Raw genomic sequence first — 15,819 nt, 5'->3', positions numbered from 1 at the left:
GACCGCTCAGCCGGCGGAGCCCTGCGTACCGTCCTCCTCCTTCATCGCCTTGGCCTCGCTCTTGAGGATGCGCATGGACTTGCCCAGCGCCCGGGCGGTGTCGGGGAGCTTCCGGGACCCGAACAGCAGGAGGAACACGACCGCGACGATCAGCAGATGCCAGGGCTCAAGTCCGTTGCGGAGCATGACCGCCCCCTTCTTCGTCTCGCTTGTCTCACTATGCGGCACAGCTTGCCGTATTGCGCAACTGTACAACCCGGCCTGGGGCGGAAGAGCGCGCACCCGCCCTGGGGCTGGGGGTCCTCCCGGGCCGGGCTGGGCCGGGCGACGGCACACGCCGGCCGGGGCGGTCCTGCCGGGGCCGGGCCGGGCTACCGCCCACGCCGGCCGTGGCGGGTCTTCGCCGTCCTGAGGGCCAGGGCCAACATGGCCAGGGCCCGGGTGAGCAGGTCTCGGTGAACCAGGCTGAGTGGAACAGGGCCTGGTCTTCCGGGGCATCGGGGCCGTGCGGTCCGCTCGTGAGGGCGGCCCGGCGCATGGTCGGCCCGTGAGTGCGCGGCAGCCGTGCGGCGGCGGGGCGAGGCCGCCGGGGCCGAGCCGGACGACGTCGCCGGGTAAGCCGGTCGGGCACCGGCACCTCGCGGGCGTGCGGTACGGCGGTGTCGTCGGTGCGGCGCAGCACGCTGGCCGTACCGGTGACCGGCTCGTGCGGGGCCGCCAGGACGCGGTCGGCCCGGTGCTCGCCGTCCGCGCGCAGCACACAGCCGACGACGACCGGCACGAGAGTCACGACGGCGGTGCCCCAGGAAGCGACGCACGAGAGTCACAGCGGCAGTCCCCCAGGAAGCGACGCACGAGAGCCACGGCGGCGGTCCCCCAGGAAGCGACGCACGAGAGTCACAGCGGCGGTGCCCCAGGAAGCGACGCACGGAAGTCGCCGACGGCGGCACCCGCCGAGGTCGACGCCGCCGTGGCCGCCGCCCGTCCGAGACCGACCGAGGGTGATCAGCACGGCGGTGAACGGGGGCGCGCGGGCCGTGCAGCCGGGGGCGCGGCCAAGCAAGGGATACGCAGGCGGGCCGGGTGTTCTCGCCGGGGCGGTGGGCCGGGCGGCGGCCTCGGCGTCGGTGAGTCCGCGCGGGCCGGTGTCCAGACGCCGGAACCTCCGGAAGGACGGTGCCGGTCCCGGGATCAGAGGCCGTGGAGCCAGCGGGCCGGGACGGTGGCGGGTGCCTTCCGCTCGGCGAGCCGGCCGACGAGGAGGCGTACGACGTCGACCACGGGGGCCTGTTCGGCGGTGTCGACGAAGTAGACCTGGCGGCGGCCCTCGCGGCGGGAGCGGACGAGGCCGGCGAGTTTGAGCTTGGTCAGGTGCTGGCTGACGGCGGGCAGGGCGCCGCCGACCCGCGCGGCGAGGCCGGTCACGTCGCTCTCGCCCTGGGTCAGCGCCCACACGATGTGCAGTCGGGCGGGCGTGGCGAGCAGTCCGAAGGCGGCGGCGGCCCCGGCGAGCACCTCGGCAGAGGGCTCCTGGTGGCCGGTGCCGGACGCTGTCGCCACTGTCGCCTTCCTCCGCTGGGTTCGTCGTGGGTAGGTCGTGGGTTCACCGCTGTGTTCCGGCTGCGTCCGCCGCGCTCGCGGACTCAGTGTAGATCTCCGGAACTTCCCGGCCGCCCCATTAGTTTCTACGTTGCTGTAGAAGTTAACGTCGGACTGCCGGAAGCAGCCGACGAACGATACGAGGAGTACGCATGGCCCTGTGGGACCGCATCAAGGAGTCGGCGTCGCAGATGCAGACGCAGTTGGTGGCGAAGAAGAACGACCTGAAGAGCGGCGCGTTCCGCGATGCGAGCATGGCGATGTGCGCGCTGGTGGCCGCGGCCGACGGGACGGTGGATCCGTCGGAGCGGCAGCGGGTGGCTCAGCTCATCGCCACCAACGAGGTGTTGCAGAACTTCCCGGCGGACGACCTCCGTCGGCGCTTCGAGGAGAACTTGAACAAGCTGACGACGGACTTCGCCTTCGGCAAGGTGAGCGTGTTGCAGGAGATCGCCAAGGCGAAGAAGAAGCCTGCCGAGGCGCGGGCCGTCATCCAGATCGGCATCGTCATCGGTGGCGCGGACGGCGACTTCGACAAGGACGAGCAGGCCGTGGTGCGTGAGGCGTGCTACGCGCTGGACCTGCCGCCGCACGAGTTCGACCTCTGAGCCTCCTGTAGAGCGCGTGGAGGAGGGCACGCGCGAAGACCCCGGCCGTGCCCTCGTCCACGCCCGCACCGAACGGAGCTCAGCGCTCCCCGCTCACCACTCCCCCGGCTCACCGCTCCCGCGCTCACCGTCCTTCGCTCACAACTCCGCGAGGCGGGGCAGCAGTGCCGTCGCCGTCTCGATGTCCCCGGTCAGCGGGCGGTCCTCCAGGCCGGTGGGGAGCACGGCGGCGGCGAGGGTGAGGGCGGGGAGGGCCGGCGGTGCCGGGTGGAGACGCAAGGCCCGGACGGCGGACACCAGTTCGCAGGCGAGGACGGTGGCGTAGGCGGCGCGGGCCCGTTCCGTCTGGCGGGCCGCCTGCCCGGCGAAGCCGGCGGCCTCCTCCAGGCCGTGGGAGAGGACGGCGTGCCCGGCCGAGGCCGGCGCGGCGGCGCTGGAGCGCAGCTCCGCGAGCGCCGAGTTGGCGGTGTACTCCAGGATCATCGTGCCGGAGCTGCCGGCCGGGCCGGTGGCGAGAAACGCGGGCAGGCCGGTGAGGTCGGGGCGGCTCAGCGCGGACAGGCGTGCGGCGGAGAGCTGCGCGGTCTTCAGCACGGCGAGGTTCAGGCCGTCCAGCGCCAGCGCGAGCGGGGCGGCGAAGAAGCCGCCGTGGTGGTAGAGGCGGCCGTCCGGGGTCAGGACGGGGTTCTCCGAGGGGCAGTTGATCTCGGTCTCGACGATCCGGCGCAGTGCGGTCGAGGCATCGAGGGCAGCGCCGTGCACCTGCGGGAACGCGCGGAATCCGTACGGGTCCTGGATCCGCCGGCCGGCTGCGGAGAGCTCGCTTCCCACGTCCGTCGCCGGGTCGTCGGGCAGGCCGAGCAGACGCCGTACCTCGGCGGCGGCACGGGCCGGGCCGGGGTAGGGCCGCAGGGCGTGTACCGGCGCGGCGTACGCCTCCGGCGAGCCCGACACGGCGGCGAGGGACAGTGCCGCGACCACGTGCGTGGCCCGCAGCAGCAGCTCGGTCTCGTGCCCGGCGAGGGCGGCCTGTGCGAGGGCGAGGGCGTTGCTGCTGAGCAGCGCGAGGGCGTCACCGGCCCGCAGGGTGACCGGAGCGGGCAGCGCACCGGCGGCCCGGTCTCCCTCGCCGACGCCCCGGGGGCGGGCCTCGCCGACGTGCACACCGTCGGCCGTCCCGGTCAGGTCCGCCGCCGCCTGGGCCGCTTGCTCCGCACCTACGCCGACACCACCGAAGGGTCCGGCACCGGAAGGCGGCCGTTCCCCGCTGAGCACACCCCCGCCCGGCGTCTCCTCCGGCACACCGCCCGGTCCGACCGTCGCCCGCTCAGCGGTGCCCACGCCCCCACTCGCCGAACCAGCACCCGGCGCCTCCCCGGCCCCGAGTCCCGGCCCGGTCCCCGCCCGCTCGCCCACCGGCACGGTTCCCTCCGCGCGGGGTGGGGTCGCCGGGTCGTCCGGTGTCAGCCAAGGGCGTTCGCCGAGAAGGGTCAGGCCGGTCTGGGCCAGGGCCGTGAGGTCGCCGGTGCCCACGCCGCCGTACTCGTTGACCGCCGGGTGCACGCCGAGGCGGAGGGCGTCGGCGAGGGCGGTGACGAAGGACGGGTGGATGCCGGAGCCGCCGGCGAGGAGCTGGTTGGCGCGGATCGCGAGCATCGCGCGAACCGTACGGGCCGGCAGCGGCGGACCGGCCCCGCCCGCGTGGCTGCGCAGCAGACGCAGGCCGTGGGCGGTCTCCTCGGCCGGGTCGACGGCGACCGAGCGGTGCGCGCCGACGCCGGTGCCCCGGCCGTACCAGCGGCCCGTGGCGGCGAGCCGGTCGGCCGTCTCCCGGGCACGGCCGACCCGGTCCAGAGCGCCGGGGTCGACGGCGGGCACGGCCGTACCGTCCGCGAGCCGGATCAGGGCGGGGAGGGTGAGGCCGCCGCCGCCGAGCGGGACGCGGGTGTCCCCTGGCTGCGGGGGCACCCGCGTGGGCACGTCCACGGTCGTTCCTGACAGTTCCTGGTCGTTCCGGTTGTTCTGGTCGTTCCGGTCACTCTGGGCCGTTGCGGCCGTTGCGGCCACCTGACCGTTCCGGCTGTCCCGGCGTTCCGGTCACCTGACCGTTCCGGCTGTCCCGGCGTTCCGGTCGCCTGACCGTTCCGCCCGTGCCGGTCACCCCGGCCGTCCCGGCGATCCCGGCGATCCCGGTCACCCGGCCTCCCCGCCCCGGCCCTTCCGAGCGGTCCGGCCTCAGCCCAGCCCCGCCGACTTCAGCCACGCCTTCGCGACGTCCAGCGGGTCCTTGTTCTGGGCCTGCACCTGGGTGTCCAGGTCCAGCAGGGTCGCGGTGTCGAGCTTGGCGGAGACGGCGTCGAGCGCGTCGACGCCCTCCTTGGACAGCGCGCCCTTGTAGGCGAGCGGCTGGATGTTCTCGAAGCCGAACAGGTTCTTCGGATCCTGGAGGACGACGAACTTCTCCTTGGAGATGTTCGGGTCCGTGGTGAAGACGTCCGCCGCCTGCACGGCGTCCTTCTTCAGCGCCGCCAGCGTGAGCGGGCCGCCCGCGTCCAGCGCCTTGAAGGACTTGAACTCCAGGCCGTAGACGGACTTCAGGCCCTCCAGGCCCTGCCGCCGGGTCTGGAACTCCGGCGAGGCGCCGATGACCAGGTCCTTGGCGATGTCCTTCAGGTCGGCGATGGAGGACTTCTCGGTGAGCTGGTACTTCTTCGCGGTGGCCGCGTTGACCGTGATCGAGTCCTTGTCCTGCGCCGGCGCCGGGTCGAGCAGCGTGAGCTTGGAGTCCAGCTTGGCGCTGATGGCGTCCGTGGTCTCCGCGAGGGTCTTCGGGGCGGCCTTCGGGTCGAGGTAGGCCAGGAGCGCGCCGTTGTACTCGGGCAGGACCGATATGGAACCGTTCTTGATCAGCCCGTAGGTGGTCTCACGGCTGCCGATGTTCGGCTTGTACGTGACCTTGATCCCCTTGGCCTTGAGTGCCTCGCCGTAGATGTCGGCGAGCAGGGTGCTCTCGGGGAAGTTGTTGGATCCGACGACGACGGTGTCGCCGCTGGCCTTGCTGTTGTCCGACAGGGGGTTGTCGGCCTTGCCGTCGTTGGAGGAACAGCCCGCCAGCAGAGCCGTCGCCGCCGCGAGGGCGACCGCCGCCGCGCCTCGGTTCCTCCGGATGGACCTGCTGATGTGGGTTGTGGAAGTCACGGACTGATCCAATCCAGCCAGTTCTCGGTCAGTCAAGGGAATCAGATCACCGATTGGCCTCGATCCGCGGTCACCCGTGCACACAGAGCAGTCTCTTTGTAACGGATTCTTGATGAAAGGTGAGCTGATCCCCACCTCAAGAGACCTGTACTCTCACCTGCGTTGGTATCGACCACAGCGGTGCGCGGGGCCCGCTTCGGTGTCGTGACGCAGGCGTTCCGGGGGCGACACGGCCCTCAGGTCCGGGAGTGACGGCTCCCCCGGACAAGACACCCACGAAGGAGGCCCGGTGTCCACGAACCAGGTGGACGCGCCCGCCCGGCACGCCCCCACGCGGGGCGGAGCACGGGGATTCGCCGACCGCTGGCCCTTCCGGCGCAAGCTCAATCTGCTCGTCGGTATCCCCCTCGCGGTCATCGCGGTTCTGCTGGCGTACCTCTTCACCGACCTGGTGCGGCAGTCGTCCAGCGCCGCCTCGGCGGCCCGGATGGTGCGCGACAGCGCACAAGTGGCGCGCCTGGTGGACCGGGTGGAGGCCGAGCACCAGCAGGCCATCCTGCTCTCGACGCGCTACGAGTCCGGGGACGCGAAGCCGACGACGTCCGCCTACCGCGCGGCGCAGCACGCGGTCGACTCCCAGGTGGCCACGGTGCGTGAGGCCTTCGGGGACCGGCTGCCGGAGAGCGAGGCGCAGGCCCTGCGCGGGGTCGAGGGCCTCACCAGCCTGCGCACCTCGGTGGAGCAGTCGTACCTGCCCGCCGACAACATCGACCCGGCCTACGCGGGCGCCGCCCAGAGCCTGATCGACGGCCTCGGCCTCGACCGCGACGCCGACCTCGCCGAGACCTTCACCGGCAGCCTGCTGGACTCCCTGCTGCGCGCGGACGCGGCCCACGGCGCCTTCGAGACCAACGTGTTCGCCGCCACCACGGGGGACACCAACGCGCAGATCGAGTTCACCAGCGCGGTCGGTGCGTACGAGGTGTACACCCACCAGGCCGCGCGCTTCACCCGGTTCGCCACCGAGGCGCAGGCCGAGCGGTTCTCCGGTATCGAACACACGCGGGCACAGCGCGAGATCGCCGAGGCGTACGCCGAACTCCAGGTCGGTGTCGGCCGGCTGGAGACGAACGACAAGGAGCGGCTGCGGCGGGCGGTGCAGGACGCGCTGACCGACTACCCCGCCTACCCCGAGCAGGCCGCCGCCCGGCTGAAGATCACCACCGCGCTGATCGGCCAGATCGCCGACCGGGCCGACGGCGCCGCCGACGGCGCCCGGTGGCGGGCCGGCCTGCTGCTGAGCGGCGCGCTGATCGCCTTCGCCCTGTGGATCGCCTTCGCGGTGCTGGTGCGCCGCTCGGTGGTCCGGCCCGTGCAGGCGCTCACCGGAGCCGCGCGGGAGGTTGCCGAGGTCGCCGGGCGGGAACTGGCCCGGGTGGCCGACGACGACGCCGAGGACGACGGACCGCCCCGCCTGCGGGACATGCCGGTCACGGCCCGCGACGAGATCGGTGACCTGGCGGAGGCGTTCAACCGGGTGCAGACCACCGCCGCCGCGCTGCTGGAACGCCAGGTGCTCAGCCGGCGCAACACCGCGGAGATGTTCGGCAACGTGGGCCGCCGGGTCAGCAACCTGACCACCCGGCAACTCGCGCTCATCGACGCGGTGGAGCGAGGGGAGACCGACCCCGCGCTGCTGGAACGGCTGTACTCCATCGACCACATCGCCGTGCGGCTGCGCCGCAACGCCGACAGTCTGATGCTGCTGGCCGGCATCCGTGAGACGGTGCTGGACGCGGGCCCGACGGCGCTGTCCACCGTCGTACGGGCCGCGCTCGGGCAGATCGAGGGCTACCAGCGGGTACGGCTGTACGCCGCGTCGGACGCCCTGGTCGAGCCGGACATCATCGGTGACCTCACGCTGATGGTGGCCGAACTGCTGGAGAACGCGGTGTCGTTCTCGCCCGAGGGCAGCCCCGTCGAGGTCACCGTCCGCTCCGGGGCCGAGGGCACGCACGTCGTGATCACCGACCACGGCCTCGGCATGAGCGCCGAGCGGCTCGCCGAGGAGAACGCCCGGCTGATCCGCCGGGAACGGCTGGACCTGGTGCCGACCAAGGTGCTGGGCCTCTTCGTGGTGGGCGCGCTGGCCCGCCGCTGGGAGATCGGGGTCGAACTGACCCGCACACCGGGCGGTGGTGTGACGGCCGAGGTGACGCTGCCGGCCTCGCTGCTGCTCACGCCTGGCGCGGGGGCGCAGGCTCCGGTCGCCGCGGCGCCCGCGCCGGTGGCCGGGGCGTCCGGCCCGGTACCCGCGCGGGGCGCACTGCCGCCGGACACCGCCCACGAGAAGGCGCCGGCCGACGGCACCGCAGCGGACGAGCCCGTCCGCGCGGAACACGGCGGCCCGCTCCCCCGCCGCGCACCGCAGGGCACCGCCCCGCAGGCCCCTTCGGGGGAACAGACGCGCGGCGACGCCGAACTCACCGCGCGCCCGCTGCGCCGCCGGGTGCGCGGGGCCACGCTGCGCACCACCGCGGGCGCCGCGCCGACGGTGCCGAAGACCGTACGGCCGCTGGACGCCGAGGCCGTCCGCGACGCGCTGGAGGAGTTCGAGGACGCCGTGGAACGCGCCCGGCGGGACAGCGACACGGGCGGCTTCGCCCGCCCGGCGAGCACCGGTACGGCTCCTCACGAGAGCGGCACGGCCACGGCGACGCGCCGGGACGGCGTGACGACGGCACCGCACCGGCCCCGCCCGGACGGCGCCGCCGGACCCACGCGCCCGTCCCACCCGGACGTCACCCTGAAGGCCACGCACCCGTCCCACCCGGACGCCATCCCGGAAGCCACGCGCCCACCGCACCCGGAGGACGCCCCGCCCCACGCCGGCGACACCCCGGCCACCGACCCCCCACCGCACCCCGCCCCCGAACGCCCCACGCCCGCGGCCACCGCCCCCACACCCCCGACCACCCCGCCGCACGACCCGAACCACCTTCCGGAAGGAGCCGAGCAGTGAGCACGTCGACAGGTGACAGCCCGACGGGCGGCGCCACGCCGACCGACCTGCGGGCAGCCGCGGCCGACTTCACCTGGCTGCTGAACCGCTTCGCGACCGAGACCGCCGGCGTCGTCGACGCCATCGCCGTGTCCTCCGACGGCCTGCTGATCGCGGTGTCACAGCTGCGCGAGCACGCCGACTCGGAGCGGCTCGCGGCGATCGTGTCCGGCATCACCAGCCTGGCCGCGGGCGCCTCCGGCAACTACGGCCTCGGCGGACTGAACAAGGTCATCATCGATCTGGAGGGCGGTCACGTCATCGTCTCCGCGATCGGCAGCGGCGCCGTGCTCGGTGTCGTCACCGACAAGGAGGCGAAACTCGGCAACATCGCCTACGAGATGACGCTGTTCGCCAACCGCGCCGGTGCCGCGCTGAGCCCGCAGCTCGTGCTGGAGCTGAAGAACAGCGTGGGCGCGGCGGCGGCCCGCTGAGAAGGAGAAGGTTTCCATGGCGGACGGTATGGCGGACGGCATCCCGCCCCCGGGCCCGGACCCGGTCGGCCCCGTCCCCGCCGTACGGCCGTACCTGGTCACCGCCGGCCGGGTCGCGGACGCCGCCTCCGGCCGGGCGCTGCCCGTGGAGACCCAGGTGGTGTCCACCGCCGGCGGTCTCGACGCGCTCGGCCGGCTCTCCTTCGAGCAGCACGACATCGTGGCCGCCTGCCGGCTGCCGCAGTCCCTCGCGGAACTCGCGGCCCGGCTGCGGCTGCATCTCAACGTGGTCCGCGTCCTGGCCGAAGACCTGCGCGAGGCAGGCCAGTTGGCGGTGTACGTGCCGGACGCCGAGGCCACCCACGACGCGTCCGTCCTGCGCAGGGTTATCGATGGCCTGCGGGCCATCCCCGACTCCCGAGGGGTACCGAGTGACACCGACTGAACCGCTCCTGGCCCGGGGCCCGGCCGCGCGTGTGGCGGTACGGCCGCCGCTGCCGGTGAAGATGGTGATCGCGGGCGGTTTCGGCGTGGGCAAGACCACGGCCGTCGGCGCGATCTCGGAGATCGAGCCGCTGACCACCGAGGCGTCGATCACCGAGGTCGCGGCCGGCGTGGACGACCTGACGCACACTCCGGGCAAGACCACGACGACCGTCGCGATGGACTTCGGCTGCATCACCATCGACCCGACGTTGAAGCTGTACCTGTTCGGCACGCCCGGGCAGGAACGGTTCGGGTTCATGTGGGACGACATCGTGGAGGGCGCGGTCGGCGGGCTCGTCATCGTCGACACCCGCCGGCTGGACGACTGCTACGCGGCCGTGGACTACTTCGAGCACAAGGGCATCCCGTTCGCCGTCGCGGTGAACGCCTTCGACGGCCGGGTGGAGCACACGCTGGAGGACGTCCGCTGGGCGCTGGACGTCTCCGAGGGCGTGCCGGTCGTGGTGTTCGACGCGCGGGAGCGGGGCTCGGTGCGGGACGCGCTGCTCGTCGTACTCGAACTCGCGCTGGCCCGCACCGGGCAGTGACCGTCAGGCGCTGCGCCGTACCCCCGGCGACACCGTGATCCGGGACGCCGCCCAGAACACGGCGAGCGTCGCGAGGGCGAGGCCGGCGACGAGCGTGGCGCCGCCGACGACCTTCTCGTAGTTCTTCTGGTAGAGGCCGTCGATGATGTAGCGGCCGAGGCCGCCGAGGCTGACGTAGGCGGCGATGGTGGCGGTGGAGACGATCTGGATGGCCGCCGTGCGCAGTCCGCTGAGGATCAGCGGGAGCACGACCGGCACCTCCACCTGGAGCAGCACGCGCGCCTCGGGCATGCCCATGCCCCGGGCCGCGTCCACCGGGGAGGGATCGACGGAGCGGACCGCCTCGTAGGTGGTGACCAGGATCGGCGGTACGGCGAGCACGACCAGCGGGATCATCACCGGCAGCAGGCCGAAGCCGATCCAGATGAACATCAGCACGAGCAGGCCGAAGCTGGGCAGTGCGCGGCCGGCGGTGGCGATGAACGCGAGGGCGTTGCCGCCGCGCCCGGTGTGGCCGGTGAACAGGCCGACGGGCAGCCCGATCGCGGTGGCGATCAGCAGGGCTTCCAGGGAGTACTTGATGTGCTCGGCGAACCGGGTGGGGATGCCGTCGTAGCCGTGCCAGTGGGCGCTGTCGCCGAAGAAGGCGTGCGCGAAGTTCAGGACGTTCACCGGGTGGCACCCTTCCGCGGCATCCAGGGGGTGAGCAGGAGGCGGACGAGGACCAGCGCGGCGTCGGCGAGGATGCCCAGCACCGCGATGGTCAGGACCGAGTTCACGGCCAGCGCGGGCCGGTGGTAGGTCTGGGCGTCGTAGAGCATGTTGCCGAGGGCGCCCTGGTTGCCGATGAGCATGCCGACGCTGACCAGGGAGATGCTGGAGACGGTGGCCACCCGCAGCCCGGCGATGATCGCGGGCACGGCGATGGGCAACTGGACCTGGAAGTACCGGCGTACGGCCCCGAACCCCATGGCCTGGGCGGCGGCCAGGGTCTCCGGCGGCACCGAGCGCACGCCGTCCACGATCGCCGGGACGAGCACCACCAGGCTGTAGAGCGCGAGCGGGATCATCACCGTCGTCTCGCTCTGCCCGAAGTAGTCGATGAGGACGACGAAGAAGGCGAGCGACGGGATGGCGTAGAGGACGGTGGTGATGCCGAGGACGGGCGGGTAGATCCAGCGGAACCGTACGCACAGCTGGGCGATCGGCAGCGAGACGAGCAGTCCGGCCAGCACCGGCAGCAGGGCCTCGCGCAGATGCAGCCCGATGAGACCGGCGTAGCTGTGCTGGAGGTCGCTCGGGAGGTCGAAGAAGCCGCTCATCGCCCGGCCTTCGCGTCGGCGTGCTCCGCCACCTCGCTGTGGGCGGCGCGGATCGCCTCGCCGATGACCTGCTGGGAGACGACACCGACCGCGCGTCCCTCGCCGTCCACCGCGACGGCCCAGCCGGTCGGCGAGAGCACGGCCCCGTCGAGCGCGGTGCGCAGCGAGTCGGTGCCGGGCACGAACGGCCGCCCGTGGTCGAGGAGTCGCTCCCGGTCGATGGCACCGGCGGTGAGCCGGTCCGGTTCGCCCCAGCCGAGCGGCCTGCCGTCGAGGTCGGTGACGAGGAGATAGGGGGCCGTGGCCGCCCGCGCGGCGAGCTTGCCGGCGTCGGCGTCGATCGGGACGACGGGCCCGGTCTGCAACTCCAGCCCGGTGGACGGGAAGAAGGAGAGCCGGCGGATGCCGCGGTCGGCGCCGAGGAAGTCCTCCACGAAGGAGTCGGCGGGCGCGCTGAGCAGTTCGGCGGGCGGCGCGAACTGGGCGAGCCGGCCGCCGGTGCGCAGCACGGCGACCTTGGTGCCCAGCTTGATCGCCTCGTCGATGTCGTGCGTGACGAAGACGATGGTCTTGCCCAGCTCGTCCTGGATGCGCAGGAGTTCGTCCTGGAGTCCCTTGCGGACGACGGGGTCGACGGCGGAGAACGGCTCGTCCATCAGCAGCACCGGCGGGTCGGCGGCGAGGGCGCGGGCCACGCCCACGCGCTGCTGCTGGCCGCCGGAGAGCTGGTACGGGTACCGCTTGGCCAGCGCGGAGTCGAGCCCCACCCGTTCCATCAGCTCGGCGGCCCGGGCCCGCGCCCTCTGCTTGGTCCAGCCGAGCAGGCGGGGCACGGTGGCGATGTTGTCGAGGATGGTGCGGTGCTGGAAGAGCCCGGCGTTCTGGATGACGTACCCCATCGACCGGCGCAGGGTGTTGACCGGCTGCTGCCGGATGTCCTGGCCGTCGAGGAGGATGCTGCCCTCGCTGGGCTCCACCATCCGGTTGATCATCCGCAGGGTCGTCGTCTTGCCGCAGCCGGAGGGCCCGACGAGGACGGTGATCGCGCGGTCCGGTATGTCCAACGACAGCCGGTCGACCGCGACCGTGCCGTCCGGATACCGCTTGGTGACTGAATCTATCCGTATCAAAACGCCGCGTACCCTTCGGGCGACCGATCCTGGGGTGATGCGGAGAGAGTCTAGACCGCCAGTGTTTCGGCGCTTTGGCGGCACCATGGCCGGCGTGCCCGCCACTCGTCGACCGGGAGGGCAAGTGGCTCTGTCACATGGCCAGTTGTAGTGCTACGCCGCCGCGCGCCGCCCGCGCGCTCACCCCCGCACCCCGGCACCCGCCCCCGCCGGACCTCCCTGGCGCGTGTGCGGGCGTGCCGCCAGGATCGCGACGTCGTCTTCGGCGTGGCGGGCGTCCAGGCGGCTGAGGATGGTGTCCAGGACCGCGTCGAGGGCGTCCCCGGCGGCGAAGCGCAGGGCGGCCAGCCGGGCCAGGGAGCGGTCGATGTCCTCGCCGCGGCGTTCCACGAGCCCGTCGGTGAACGCCACCAGCGTCTGGCCGGGCGCCAGCCGGTGCGTGGCCGACTCGTACCCGCCGAGCCCGGTGCCCAGCGGTGGCCCGACCGGCACGGGCAGCAGGCCGGTCGCGCCGTCCTGGTCGATCAGCGCGGGCGGCAGGTGGCCGGCGCTGGCGAGCGTGACCTGGCCCCGGCCGGGGTCGACGCGGGCGAGCAGACAGGTCGCGGGCCTGCGCTCGGCCTCCCCGGAGGCGATGTCGTCCATCTGCCGCAGCACCCGGTGCGGGGGGAGGTCGGCGGAGGCGATGTAGCGCAGGGAGGAGCGGTAGGCGCTCATGTCGACGGCGGACTCCAGGCCGTGTCCCATGACGTCACCGACGACCAGCAGGGTCCGGCCGAAGTGCAGCCGGACGGTCTCGCACCAGTCGCCGCCGACCAGGGTGCTCCGGCCCACCGGCAGATAGCGGATCGCGATGTCCAGGTTGGGGTGCGGCCGGCCGGGCTCGGCGAGCAGGGCACGCTGGAGGTCACCGGCGGTACGGCTGACCTGCTCGTGGACGCGGGCGTGCCGCAGGTGGGAGGCGGCCCGCTCGGCGAGCAGGGCGAGCAGTTCGGCCTCGGCACGCCGCAGCGTTCCTCCGGGCCGCGCCCACACCAGGACGCCGTACACCTCGTCCCCGCTGGTCAGCGGGGCACACAGACCGGCGCCCCCGGTGGTGCCCGGGTACTCCAGCCAGGGGTCCGGCGCCACACCGGCGGCCGGGACGTGCGCCTCGCGGGCCGCCGCGGCGGCCCACCGGACGTCGGGCAGCAGTTCGGCGTCCCCGGTGATCTCGGCGTAGCGGGAGGCGCTGTCCGGGGTGCGGCCCATCACGGCGGCGGCTCCCCCGGCCAGCCGCACGGCGGCCCGGGTCAGCTCGGTGCGGGTGGTGGCCGCGTCGAGGGTCGTACCGATCCCGGCCAGGGACTCCCGCAGGTCGGCCAGCCGCGCACCGGCCCGCGCGGGCGGCTCGGCCTCGCCGGGGCCGCCGCCCCGGCGGCGGGCCCGCTCGACGGGCAGGGGCCCGCGACGGGACCGGATCCACCGCGCCACACCCCACACCCTCACAGGGTCTCAAAACGGGGCGGCCGGGGCACCAGCCCCGGCCGCCCCGGCGGTCCCGCGCAGGAACCTCAGCCCTCCTGGGGCTCCAGCCGCAGGGAGATGGAGTTGATGCAGTACCGCTGGTCGGTGGGCGTCGGGTACCCCTCACCCTCGAAGACGTGCCCGAGGTGGGAGCCGCAGCGGGCACACCGCACCTCGGTGCGGACCATGCCGTACGAGCGGTCCGCGACCAGCTCCACCGCGTCGGTGTCCTTCGGGTCGTAGAAGGACGGCCAGCCGCAGTGCGACTCGAACTTGGTGTCGGAGGTGAACAGTTCGGCGCCACAGGCCCGACAGGAGTAGACGCCCTTGGTCTTGGTGTCGGTGTACTCACCGGTGAAGGCCGGCTCGGTGGCGGCCTGGCGCAGTACGGCGTACTCGGCGGAGGTCAGCTCCGCGCGCCACTGCTCGTCCGGCTTCTCGACGTCGTACGACATCAGTTCTCAGCCCCTTTACTGCGACAGGCGTTCCAGGATCAGCGGGCCCAGGTCGGTCACGTCGCCTGCGCCCATGGTGAGAACGAGATCACCGGGCTTCGCCATTCCCGCGACCACCGCGGGGATCTCCGCCTTGTCGGACACGGCCGTGACGTCGGCGCCGGCCGCACGCGCGGCCTCGATGATCAGCTCGCTGGTGACGCCGGGGATCGGGTCCTCGCGGGCCGGGTAGATGTCGAGGACCAGCGAGGCGTCGGCGAGGGCCAGCGCCTGCCCCATCTCCTTGCCCAGCTCCTGGGTACGGGAGAAGAGGTGCGGCTGGAAGACGACGAGGATGCGGGCGTCACCGGCGGCGGCGCGCATGGCCTCCAGGTCGGCCGTCATCTCGGTCGGGTGGTGGGCGTAGGAGTCGATCACCTGGACGCCGGCCGCCTCGCCCTTGAGCTGGAGGCGCCGCTTGACGCCGGTGTAGGCGGCGAGCGCGGGCGCCAGCTCGGCGGCCGGGATGCCGAGGGCGGCGCCGGCGGCGAGTGCGGCGACCGCGTTCAGGGCGTAGTGCCGGCCCGGCACGGACACCTCGAAGGTCAGCTCCTGCCCGTCCAGCACGGCGGTGACCTGGCTCTTCAGCCCCTGCGGGACCACCGCCAGGACGCGGACGTCGGCGTCGGCCGCCTCGCCGTAGGTCACGATCCGCACGCCCCGGCCCCGCACGCGCCGGGTCAGCTCGCGGGCGCCCTCGTGGTCGGCGGAGACGACCAGCGTGCCGCCCTCTGTGATCCGGTCCACGAACGTCTCGAAGGACTCGTAGATCTCGTCGATCGAGGCGTAGTTGGCGTGGTGGTCCAGCTCGACGTTGAGGACGATGGCAACCTCGGGCGCGTACTTGTGGAAGCTGCGGTCCGACTCGTCGGCCTCGGCGACGAAGATGCCGCCGTCGCCGTGCAGCGCGTTGGAGCCGGGCGCGTCCAGGTCGCCGCCGATGGCGTACGACGGCTCCAGGCCCAGCTCGGTGAGCGAGACCGCCAGCATGGAGGTGGTGGTGGTCTTGCCGTGCGTGCCCGCCACGGCGATCGGCCGCAGCCCCTCCATCAGCGCGGCCAGCGCGTCGGAGCGGTGCACCACCGGAATGCCCAGCTCGGCGGCGCGGGCCAGCTCGGGGTTGTCCTTCCGGATCGCCGACGACACGACGACGCAGCTGGCGTCGTCGGCGAGGTGCTCGGCGGCGTGCCCGATGTGCACGGTCGCGCCCAGCGCCCGCAGCGCCTCGGCGGTCGCCGACTCCTTGGCGTCGCTGCCGGCCACCTCGGCCCCGCGCTGGGCCAGGATCTTGGCGATCCCCGACATCCCGGCGCCGCCGATGCCGATGAAGTGCGGTCGGTCCATGGCGTCAGGAAGGCCGGGTGCCATGCGTTTCTCCCCAGAGACGGTACGGGCTAGAGCAGGCCTAGCCTATGCGCTCGGGCACCGGGCGC

At 73.2% G+C, this 15,819-nt stretch carries 14 protein-coding genes and 1 pseudogene; 5 read left to right on the top strand and 10 right to left on the bottom strand.

Features of this window, described 5'->3' with window-relative positions; translation table 11 throughout:
* Window positions 1–15: 15 nt before the first annotated feature.
* Together tatA and IE294_RS01460 are read right to left on the bottom strand one after the other, a co-directional pair.
* Window positions 16–186, bottom strand: a pseudogene (gene tatA, locus IE294_RS01465) (Sec-independent protein translocase subunit TatA); the annotation flags it as partial.
* Window positions 187–1,191: 1,005 nt separating this feature from the next.
* On the bottom strand, window positions 1,192–1,560 hold the full coding sequence (locus IE294_RS01460) for an ArsR/SmtB family transcription factor (RefSeq protein ID WP_189881399.1): 369 nt from the start codon (window positions 1,558–1,560) through the stop codon (window positions 1,192–1,194).
* Window positions 1,561–1,751: 191 nt separating this feature from the next.
* Here IE294_RS01460 and IE294_RS01455 point away from each other — a divergent pair, with 191 nt between their 5' ends.
* Entirely contained in the window at window positions 1,752–2,207 is a 456-nt protein-coding gene (locus IE294_RS01455; RefSeq protein WP_014675687.1) for a tellurite resistance TerB family protein, read from the top strand.
* A 138-nt stretch (window positions 2,208–2,345) separates the two neighbouring features.
* On the opposite strand, the gene IE294_RS01450 is transcribed toward IE294_RS01455, so the two are convergent.
* Both IE294_RS01450 and IE294_RS01445 read right to left on the bottom strand, forming a co-directional pair.
* Window positions 2,346–4,193 (bottom strand): aromatic amino acid ammonia-lyase, encoded by a 1,848-nt coding sequence (locus IE294_RS01450; RefSeq protein ID WP_189881397.1) that lies wholly within the window; start codon window positions 4,191–4,193, stop codon window positions 2,346–2,348.
* A gap of 249 nt (window positions 4,194–4,442) precedes the next feature.
* Window positions 4,443–5,405, bottom strand: coding sequence for an ABC transporter substrate-binding protein (locus IE294_RS01445; protein WP_189881395.1), 963 nt, complete (start codon window positions 5,403–5,405; stop codon window positions 4,443–4,445).
* A gap of 289 nt (window positions 5,406–5,694) precedes the next feature.
* Between IE294_RS01445 and IE294_RS01440 the strand changes: the two genes are divergently transcribed.
* The 4 genes from IE294_RS01440 to IE294_RS01425 are packed head-to-tail and all read left to right on the top strand — an operon-like array spanning window position 5,695 to window position 9,934.
* On the top strand, window positions 5,695–8,427 hold the full coding sequence (locus IE294_RS01440; protein WP_189881393.1) for a sensor histidine kinase: 2,733 nt from the start codon (window positions 5,695–5,697) through the stop codon (window positions 8,425–8,427).
* Window positions 8,424–8,900, top strand: a complete 477-nt coding sequence (locus IE294_RS01435) for a roadblock/LC7 domain-containing protein (protein WP_189881391.1) — start codon at window positions 8,424–8,426, stop codon at window positions 8,898–8,900. The genes IE294_RS01440 and IE294_RS01435 overlap by 4 nt, the downstream gene beginning before the upstream one ends.
* 28 nt (window positions 8,901–8,928) lie before the next feature.
* The gene (locus tag IE294_RS01430) at window positions 8,929–9,345 is read left to right on the top strand and encodes a DUF742 domain-containing protein (RefSeq protein ID WP_189814178.1); all 417 of its coding nucleotides are present in this window, start codon (window positions 8,929–8,931) and stop codon (window positions 9,343–9,345) included.
* On the top strand, window positions 9,332–9,934 hold the full coding sequence (locus IE294_RS01425) for a GTP-binding protein (protein ID WP_189881389.1): 603 nt from the start codon (window positions 9,332–9,334) through the stop codon (window positions 9,932–9,934). The genes IE294_RS01430 and IE294_RS01425 overlap by 14 nt, the downstream gene beginning before the upstream one ends.
* Window positions 9,935–9,937: 3 nt before the next feature.
* On the opposite strand, the gene IE294_RS01420 is transcribed toward IE294_RS01425, so the two are convergent.
* The 6 genes from IE294_RS01420 to murC all read right to left on the bottom strand — a co-directional run bounded on the left by IE294_RS01420 (window position 9,938) and on the right by murC (window position 15,754).
* Window positions 9,938–10,606 carry an ABC transporter permease gene (locus tag IE294_RS01420; RefSeq protein WP_189881387.1) on the bottom strand — a complete coding sequence of 223 codons (669 nt, stop codon included), beginning with the start codon at window positions 10,604–10,606 and terminating at the stop codon, window positions 9,938–9,940.
* Window positions 10,603–11,256: an ABC transporter permease gene (locus IE294_RS01415; RefSeq protein ID WP_189813920.1), complete on the bottom strand. Its 654-nt coding sequence runs from the start codon at window positions 11,254–11,256 to the stop codon at window positions 10,603–10,605. The genes IE294_RS01420 and IE294_RS01415 overlap by 4 nt, the downstream gene beginning before the upstream one ends.
* Window positions 11,253–12,386 carry an ABC transporter ATP-binding protein gene (locus IE294_RS01410; protein ID WP_189881385.1) on the bottom strand — a complete coding sequence of 378 codons (1,134 nt, stop codon included), beginning with the start codon at window positions 12,384–12,386 and terminating at the stop codon, window positions 11,253–11,255. Before IE294_RS01410 ends, IE294_RS01415 begins: the two co-directional genes overlap by 4 nt.
* 180 nt (window positions 12,387–12,566) lie before the next feature.
* On the bottom strand, window positions 12,567–13,868 hold the full coding sequence (locus IE294_RS01405) for a PP2C family protein-serine/threonine phosphatase (RefSeq protein ID WP_189881383.1): 1,302 nt from the start codon (window positions 13,866–13,868) through the stop codon (window positions 12,567–12,569).
* Between the two features lie 71 nt (window positions 13,869–13,939).
* Window positions 13,940–14,347 carry a peptide-methionine (R)-S-oxide reductase MsrB gene (gene msrB / locus IE294_RS01400; protein ID WP_189813923.1) on the bottom strand — a complete coding sequence of 136 codons (408 nt, stop codon included), beginning with the start codon at window positions 14,345–14,347 and terminating at the stop codon, window positions 13,940–13,942.
* 15 nt (window positions 14,348–14,362) lie between these two features.
* A complete protein-coding gene (murC, locus tag IE294_RS01395) occupies window positions 14,363–15,754 on the bottom strand; it encodes a UDP-N-acetylmuramate--L-alanine ligase (RefSeq protein WP_189881381.1) in 1,392 nt (463 codons plus the stop codon).
* Between the last annotated feature and the right edge of the window lie 65 nt (window positions 15,755–15,819).

It is taken from the genome of Streptomyces canarius, from assembly GCF_014650735.1.
Taxonomy (GTDB): Bacteria; Actinomycetota; Actinomycetes; order Streptomycetales; family Streptomycetaceae; genus Streptomyces; species Streptomyces olivaceoviridis.
Note: the sequence above shows the minus strand (reverse complement) of the source record. Positions and strands in the feature narration are given on the sequence as shown.

What these genes read in the sequence shown, in the direction of transcription:
- IE294_RS01455 (WP_014675687.1), top strand. Translation starts at nt 1,752, where the DNA reads ATGGCCCTGTGGGACCGCATCAAGGAGTCGGCGTCGCAGATGCAGACG.
- IE294_RS01430 (WP_189814178.1), top strand. Translation starts at nt 8,929, where the DNA reads ATGGCGGACGGCATCCCGCCCCCGGGCCCGGACCCGGTCGGCCCCGTC.
- IE294_RS01415 (WP_189813920.1), bottom strand. Translation starts at nt 11,256, where the DNA reads ATGAGCGGCTTCTTCGACCTCCCGAGCGACCTCCAGCACAGCTACGCC.
- msrB (WP_189813923.1), bottom strand. Translation starts at nt 14,347, where the DNA reads ATGTCGTACGACGTCGAGAAGCCGGACGAGCAGTGGCGCGCGGAGCTG.
- murC (WP_189881381.1), bottom strand. Translation starts at nt 15,754, where the DNA reads ATGGCACCCGGCCTTCCTGACGCCATGGACCGACCGCACTTCATCGGC.